The sequence below is a fragment of the Photorhabdus viridis genome (assembly GCF_040256935.1).
GTDB classification, from domain to species: domain Bacteria; phylum Pseudomonadota; class Gammaproteobacteria; order Enterobacterales; family Enterobacteriaceae; genus Photorhabdus; species Photorhabdus viridis.
Genome location: NZ_JBEJZY010000119.1, coordinates 1 through 2,571 on the forward strand (window position 1 = coordinate 1; position 2,571 = coordinate 2,571).

Here is a 2,571-nt window from a genome sequence, read left to right on the forward strand (position 1 = left end):
GCGGCGGGACTCGTCGTTTCTGCCCATGGAGGCCAGTGTAAATCCGTCACACAGACGGTTGCGGCCTAGGAAGTGGGAAGCCTCGCCCGACAGGGCGGGGAGCAGTCACCCCGATATTCTTTGACTTGTTATCCAGGATAATAAATTTATTCTTGCCATCGTTTACTTTCGGATCAGATCTTATTAAGATGCCCGGCGCTTAATTTACGGCAGTCACTCCCTGTTATCTTGATCTCAGGAGATCGCATGTACTACTCTCTCATCAGGAAGGCGTTGTTCCAGCTTGATCCGGAACGGGCGCACGAGTTAACTTTCCGCCAGCTCAAGCGCATTAGCGGTAGTCCTTTCGAATTTCTTATCCATCAATCAGTTGCTACAAAACCTGTTACTTGTATGGGCCTGTCATTTAAAAATCCCCTTGGCCTGGCCGCAGGTCTTGATAAAGATGGCGATTGTATTGATGCATTTGGCGCAATGGGATTTGGTTTTATTGAAATTGGCACTGTAACCCCAAGAGCTCAGGTAGGAAACGATAAACCCAGATTATTTCGTATTGTTGAAGCTGAAGGGCTAATTAACCGTATGGGTTTCAATAATCTTGGTGTCGATAACCTGGTGGAAAATGTCAAAAAGGCAAAATATGGTGGAGTTATTGGGATCAATATTGGTAAAAATAAAGATACGCCTGTAGAGCATGGGAAAGATGATTATTTAATCTGCATGGAGAAAATTTATCCTTATGCCGGCTATATCGCGATTAATATTTCTTCACCAAATACGCCAGGTTTAAGAACACTGCAATATGGCGAAGCGCTGGATGATTTATTGTCTGCAATTAAAGATAAGCAGAGTGAGCTTCAGCAAAAATATCAAAAATATGTTCCTGTTGCGGTAAAAATCGCACCAGATCTTTCTGAAGAAGAGTTGATCCAAATTGCAGATAGTTTAATTCGTCATAATATTGATGGTGCTATTGCGACTAATACAACATTAGACCGGAAATTAGTTGAGGGCCTTAACTATTGCCAACAAGCTGGTGGATTAAGTGGACGACCGATTCAGTTACGTAGTACAGAAGTTATTCGCCAGCTCTATCGAGAACTAAGAGGTGAAATTCCTATTATCGGTGTTGGAGGAATAGATTCACTGACCGCCGCCAGAGAAAAAATAGCCTCAGGGGCCTCTTTAATACAGATTTTCTCTGGATTTATCTATCATGGTCCAAAATTAGTCAAAGATATCGTCAATCATATCTAAATTTTGTGGTTAATTTATCATTGGGGGTTTATTTTTGCCCCCAACTCGTCTATATTCGCTCTGATCATCTAAATTTTTATCAGTCCTTCATATCTGGCTATATGGCAAGGCTTATTTCACTGAATAGCGGACAAGTTATTTACAATCTGTTTAGTGCATCTATTTAGCGATGTCAGTTTTTTTGCATAATAAGGATAACCCATGAAACTTAAACCTGATGACCAATGGCGCTGGTATTTTGATACTGACCATGACCGCGTAATGCTCGATCTGTCTAAGGGTATGGCTTTTCGTTCCTGTTTTCCTGCAAAGATGCTGACGCCTTATGCAATGGGAGAGACTTCATTTTCTGTAGAAGATGCGGCCCTTTATTATTGTTTTGAAGAACAGACACGCCGGATTAATATTTCAGATGAATTCAGGGCTGAATTAATTCTTAATGCGTTAGTTGCTTTTCGCTTTATAAAGCCGCAAATGCCAAGAAGCTGGTATTTTTCCCGGTTTGCCATGATAGAAAAACCTGTGCAAGGAGAATTAATTCAGGTACGGCTTCAGGATTGCGGAACAGAGGCTATATTTCTGGTGGCGGAAGCTGGAGATAGTGCGAGTCTTTGTTTGCTGGCTCAACCGAAATTAACGTTATCTGATCGCGTAATGAGCTTTTGTGATCCAATCAAAATTATGAATGATCGATTGATGCCATTTGTGGAACCTGTTCGTATGCCAATTTATGGCACTGCGGTTTGATTTGAGTTTAACATTTATTTGTTCTGCGATTCTTGGAAGTAAAACCACTTTCTGGCATACAACTACAAGCCAGAATATAATTATCGTTGTTAATTGAGAAAATGGTTCTGTATCATCTGAGGAAATTTTATCACATTCACATCTTCCTACCGGATATCTGTAAAGCACTTTTATTCCTTGTTGCTCTCGCTGTTTTAAAATGATCGGTTCACTATTGCAGTGGAAACCTACCCATGATGTGTAATAGTTACGGATCGCCCATTGCAATATTTTCCATTGTTTCAGAACAATGATAATAGAGTGGAGTATGGGATATGGCCGGCTTGGGAAATAAGAAAGCGTTTTAAATTAATTTCCTCTACTCCTTGGAGTATGTATCATCTGTTCCCTTTCCACGCTCTCTTCTGTCTTTCTATTCTTCAACAAAATTGAGTAAGCAGCATAAGAAGTTATTGGTTAACCTGAGGTTTGCTTAAGAAGGGAACTAAGTGCCTGAGGCACGATCAAAGTTTTTGTCAAAGAAAACAAAATCGTGGAGATCCTCAGGCATGTTTAATTTAGAAGAAC

General features: G+C 40.5%; 2 protein-coding genes and 1 pseudogene. All 3 read left to right on the forward strand.

The window, feature by feature from the left end:
• A pseudogene (locus ABR397_RS22245) lies at nucleotides 1-69 on the forward strand (RNA-guided endonuclease InsQ/TnpB family protein); the annotation flags it as partial.
• A 177-nt stretch (nucleotides 70-246) separates the two neighbouring features.
• Nucleotides 247-1,257, forward strand: a complete 1,011-nt coding sequence (gene pyrD, locus ABR397_RS22250; RefSeq protein ID WP_350307616.1) for a quinone-dependent dihydroorotate dehydrogenase — start codon at nucleotides 247-249, stop codon at nucleotides 1,255-1,257.
• 201 nt (nucleotides 1,258-1,458) lie between these two features.
• Nucleotides 1,459-2,004, forward strand: a complete 546-nt coding sequence (locus ABR397_RS22255) for a cell division protein ZapC (RefSeq protein WP_350307617.1) — start codon at nucleotides 1,459-1,461, stop codon at nucleotides 2,002-2,004.
• The last annotated feature ends 567 nt before the right edge of the window (nucleotides 2,005-2,571 follow it).

Excerpts from the sequence above, each read along its gene's own strand:
- pyrD (WP_350307616.1), top strand. The coding sequence starts at position 247 with ATGTACTACTCTCTCATCAGGAAGGCGTTGTTCCAGCTTGATCCGGAA.
- ABR397_RS22255 (WP_350307617.1), top strand. The coding sequence starts at position 1,459 with ATGAAACTTAAACCTGATGACCAATGGCGCTGGTATTTTGATACTGAC.